This window comes from Halomonas sp. 707D4 (assembly GCF_024158685.1).
Lineage (GTDB): Bacteria > Pseudomonadota > Gammaproteobacteria > Pseudomonadales > Halomonadaceae > Vreelandella.
Genome location: NZ_JAMZBD010000255.1, coordinates 1 through 4,602 on the forward strand (window position 1 = coordinate 1; position 4,602 = coordinate 4,602).

Sequence of the window (4,602 nt, forward strand, 5' to 3'; positions counted from 1 at the left end):
CTCCCGAGCCTCTCTGGGAGGCGGCGCGACGGCTGGGAATCGAGGCCGGGGCGTGCTGGTACGTGGGGGATCACCGCCGCGACATCGAGGCCGCCAAGGCGGCGGGCATGACGGCGATCGCGGTGGGTTACGGCTATATCAGCGAGCAGGACGACCACCGCGACTGGCCGGCGGACATCTGGTTCGATACCTGCGAGGAGCTCGTCGAGCGCCTGGCCTCGTTCTAAGGCTCTCAGGCGCTCGCAGGCTCAATCAGGCCTTGGGCGGCTGGGCGTCGATCTTCTGGCCGGTCACGCCGCGGCTGTCCGGCCCCATCAGCCAGAGATAGGTCGGCATGATCTGCTCCGGGGTACGCAGCGTCAGTGGATCTTCTTCCGGATAGGCGCCGGCGCGCATGTCGGTACGAGTAGCCCCCGGGTTCAGCGTGTTGATGCGCAGGTTCGCCTGCTCCTTGAACTCGTCGGCGAGCACTTCCATGAAGCCTTCGGTGGCGAATTTCGAGACGCTGTAGGCCCCCCACTGCGCCCGTCCCCTGCGTCCGACGCTCGAGGAGGTGAAGATCAGCGAAGCGTCCTCGGAGTGCTCGAGCAGCGGCAGCAGCGACTGGGTCATCCAGATCGGCCCGTTGACGTTGACCTGCATCACCTGGTCCCAGAGCTCCTGCTCGTACTCCTCGAAGCGCATGATCTCGCCGAGCAGCCCGGCGTTGTGCAGTACGCCATCGAGACGGCCGAACTCCTTGTCGAGGCGCCTTGCCATGTCGTCGAAGTCGTCGAGCGTGGCCCCTTCGATGTTCATCGGGAAGATGGCAGGCTGGGGGCCGCCGGCGGCCTCGATCTCGTCGTAGACGCGCTCGAGCTTCTCGAGGGTGCGTCCGAGCAGAATGACGGTGGCCCCAGCCCGGGCGTAGCTCAGCGCCGCGCAGCGGCCGATGCCATCGCCGGCGCCGGTAACCAGGATCACCCGATCCTTCAACAGATCAGGCGCGGGCCGATAGTCGATCTTGCAGGTCATGCATAACCTCGGAAAGGATTATCCCGCGGACTGACGCAGGAAGTCGTTGGCGAGCCCGGCGGCGCTGCTTTGCGGATAGTCGTCGCGCACCTGCTCGAGCAGTTCGCGGCTGCGCTCGGGCTCGCCCTGACGCGCCTTGACCAGGCCCAGCTTGTAGAGGGCGTCCGGCACCTTGCTGCTGGCGTTGAAATCGTTGATCACCCGGCTGAAGGCCTCGTCGGAGGCATCCAGCTCGTTCTCGGCGGCATAGAGCTCGCCGAGCCAGTAGTAGCCGTTGGCGGCCAGGCTGCTGTCGGGGTGGGCGGTGACGAAGCTCTTGAAGGCATCGATCGCGTCACCGAAACGACGCGCCTGGACGTGGGCGAAGGCCGCCTGATAGTCGGCCTGGGCGTCCTCGCTCACGTTGCGCGCGGAGGGGGCGTTGACCACCTCCTCTGCGGCTTCGGGTTCGACCTGCGGGGTGGACTGCTGGATCTGGGCGGGACCACTGTCGAGGTTCATCAGCCGATCCTCGATGTCGATGTACTGCTGCTGCGACTGGCGCTTGAGCTGCTCGAGCTGATGGCGAAGCTCCTCGATCTGGCCGCGCAGCTGCTGGATCTCCTGGGTGTGCTCTTCCACCTGATTGAACAGCACGAGATTTCCACCGGAGGCTTCCTGGCGCTGGGTCTGCTGGTAGAAGCCGCTGGAGCCCGAGGAAAGATCCTGGACCAGAGGTTGCTGAGCGAGCGCCGCCAGGGGCAATACGGACAGCGGGAGCGCAAAGGCTCCCGCACCGCACAGCCTCCCAATAAAACGTTTGAGACTGCGATTCATGTTCACTCCTAGAGTACTGGCGCGCTTCGCGCCAGTACGCCGTTTCTAGTATCGCCGGGTCGGCTACTTAGTAGCTGAAGATTAGTAGCTGAAGACCACGCGACGGTTCTGCGAGTAGGCGCTTTCGCCCTGGCCGTTGACCGCCGGACGCTCTTCACCGTAGCTCACCACGCTCATCTGGGACGGCGAAACGCCCTGGATGTTCAGGAAACGCTGAACGGCGCGGGCACGACGCTCGCCGAGTGCCATGTTGTATTCACGGGTACCGCGCTCGTCGGTGTGGCCTTGCAGAGTCACACGGGCGTTCGGGTTGGACTGCAGGTAGCGGGCGTGGGCCATCACCACGGACTCGTACTCGCTCTTGATGCTGTCACGGTCGTAATCGAAGTAGATGGTGCGCACTTCGGGGATACGTGAATCGGCCTGCTGGCCGGCGCCGCCCGAGGTGGAACCGTACTGGCCCGTGCCGCTGGTACCAACGCCGGAACCGGTGCCCGCGCCGGCGGTGCTGCCGCTCTGGCTACCGTAGGCATCGCCGTCTTGAGTACCACCGGTGCTGGAGCAACCAGCGACGGCCAGAACGGAGAGCGCGACCGCGAGTGAGCGAACCAATGGCTTAAGTTGCATAATCAGACTCCTTGCCTGAAAACAGAATTTCTGTCGTTCAACTTTTATGTGATCGTCGGGCGTGAATCGCAACCGCTCGATCTTAGTTTAAGAAGGGAGACCACGCGGGATCGCGTACTTCGCCCTGTGCTGCCGGCAGTCTGAATGACGAGCGGCCATCCGCGGAAACGGCACTCAAAAAGCCACTACCACCCTGTTGGGTAGCGAAGATTACCATGGTCCCGTTCGGCGCAACACTAGGAGATTCATCTCTTGTGGTTTCGCTGATGACCACGAGACGACCGCCGTCGAGTTCCTGACGCGCAACCTGGTAACCACGCCCGGACTGGTGGATCAAGAACAGCTCGTCACCGTCCGGCGAGAAGCGCGCGCGAGCATTGTAGTTGCCCGTGTAGGTCAGGCGATCGGCACCGCCACCATTGACCGGGGTGCGATAAATCTGCGGGCCGCCGCTGCGATCCGAAGTGAAGATCAGGCTGCGACCGTCCGGTGACCAGGCGGGTTCGGTGTCGATGCTGTTGCTCTGGGTAACGCGATCCAGCGAACGGCTGCCGATATCGAGTACGTAGATGTCGGGCTGACCATCCTTCGAGAGCGACATGGCAAGCTTGCGGCCATCCGGTGACCAGGCCGGCGCCCCGTTGATGCCTTCGAACGACGTCGCCTGGACGCGCTGGCCGGTGGAGACATCCTGAATATAGATTGCCGGGCGCTCGGTTTCAAAGGAAACATAGGCCAGCTTGCGACCGTCCGGCGACCAGGCCGGCGACATGATCGGCTGGTCCGAGGTCAGCACCTGCTGGCTGCGCTGGCCATCGGCGTCGGCCACGTACAGTCCGAACTGCATGTTGTCACCCACGCCCTGGGCGGTCACGTAGGCGATCTTGGTCGAGAAGGCGCCGCGAATGTCGGTGATCGCCTCGAAGACCTGGTCGCTGATGTAGTGAGCTGCCCCGCGCAGGTCGTTGCCGCTGACGGTCACGGTCTCGCCGATCATGCGCGATTGGCCGCTGATGTCCATCAGCTCGAACTGGAGTTCAAAGCCACTACCGGTCTGCCGGGCGCGGCCGACCACCAGGTAGCGCACGTCGAGCGAGCGCCAGGTGCCGAACTGCACGTCGCTTGCTTGGCTCGGACGCTCGAACATGGCGTTGCGCGCCAGAGGCGCAAACATGCCGCTGCGTTCCAGGTCGTCCTGGACGATCTGGGCGATGTCCTCCGGCAGGCCCTCACCGCCTTCGAAGGGCACCACGCCGATCGGCAGGGCCTGATCGCTGCCCCGGGTGATTTCGATGGTCAGGTTGGCGCTGGCGACGCTGCTGATCAGCAGCAACGCGCAAAACAACCATACTTTGCTCAAGGTTTGCATCAACGTACCCCTCCTGGCGAGAAGTTGAAGGTCATCGGATTCTGTCTGATGTAGCGCTGCTGTTCCGGTGTCAGTTGCAGCAGCTCGCGAAACGGCGCGGCCTGTTCGACCGCCTGCACGGCGGACTGGTCGAACGCACTGTTACCGCTCGAAGTTACTATATTAGCTAACAAAACCTCTCCCGAGGGACCCAGTCGCACACTTATTACCGCGCGCATGCTGTCGCCGGATCCACCGGGAATGATCCAGGCCTGTTCCACGGCGCGCTGGACGATATTGCTGAAGTTGTTGGCGGCCTGCTGCGCCTGCTGGGCGTTCGCTGCGGCAGCGGCCGCCTCGCCTTCGAGCTGGCGCTGCATGGCGGCCTCGGCTTCCGCGGCGGCGCGCGCTTCGGCCTCGCGCTGACGGGCGGCTTCCGCTTCCCGCTGGCGCTGCTCCTGGGCTTCGCGTTCGCGGCGTGCTTCTTCTTCGCGCTGGCGTTCGGCTTCGGCTTCACGTTCGCGACGCGCCTGCTCCTCACGTTCACGCTCGGCCTGCGCTTCGGCTTCACGCTGCCGTTCAGCTTCAGCTTCAGCTTCAGCTTTGCGACGCGCCTCTTCCTCGCGCTGGCGTTCGGCTTCTGCCTCCTGCTCCTGGCGCGCCTGCTCTTCGCGTAGGCGTTGCTGCTCGGCTTCGGCCTCGACGCGCGCCTGCTCCTCGGCGGCGCGCTCTTCGGCGAGCCGCTGTGCTTCTTCTTCACGAGCGCGGGCCTGGGCGGCCTCCTCTTCGGCTTGGCG

6 protein-coding genes are annotated in these 4,602 nt (G+C 64.4%); 1 reads left to right on the top strand and 5 read right to left on the bottom strand.

The annotated features are described in order from the left end of the window. Positions 1–227 (top strand): HAD family hydrolase (locus BIS11_RS11385; protein ID WP_253586068.1); only part of this gene is annotated, 227 nt, incomplete at its 5' end. A gap of 25 nt (positions 228–252) precedes the next feature. Here the strand turns inward: BIS11_RS11385 and BIS11_RS11390 are convergent. The 5 genes from BIS11_RS11390 to tolA form a co-directional block, all read right to left on the bottom strand. After that, positions 253–1,014 carry a YciK family oxidoreductase gene (locus BIS11_RS11390; RefSeq protein WP_253422057.1) on the bottom strand — a complete coding sequence of 254 codons (762 nt, stop codon included), beginning with the start codon at positions 1,012–1,014 and terminating at the stop codon, positions 253–255. 18 nt (positions 1,015–1,032) lie between these two features. After that, positions 1,033–1,830: a tol-pal system protein YbgF gene (ybgF, locus tag BIS11_RS11395; RefSeq protein WP_253422060.1), complete on the bottom strand. Its 798-nt coding sequence runs from the start codon at positions 1,828–1,830 to the stop codon at positions 1,033–1,035. A gap of 81 nt (positions 1,831–1,911) precedes the next feature. Then, entirely contained in the window at positions 1,912–2,457 is a 546-nt protein-coding gene (pal, locus tag BIS11_RS11400; RefSeq protein WP_253422064.1) for a peptidoglycan-associated lipoprotein Pal, read from the bottom strand. Between the two features lie 82 nt (positions 2,458–2,539). Next, a complete protein-coding gene (tolB, locus tag BIS11_RS11405; protein ID WP_253422067.1) occupies positions 2,540–3,826 on the bottom strand; it encodes a Tol-Pal system beta propeller repeat protein TolB in 1,287 nt (428 codons plus the stop codon). Then, on the bottom strand, positions 3,826–4,602 hold a 777-nt coding region (gene tolA, locus BIS11_RS11410; RefSeq protein ID WP_253586069.1), incomplete at its 5' end, for a cell envelope integrity protein TolA. The genes tolB and tolA, both read right to left, overlap by 1 nt.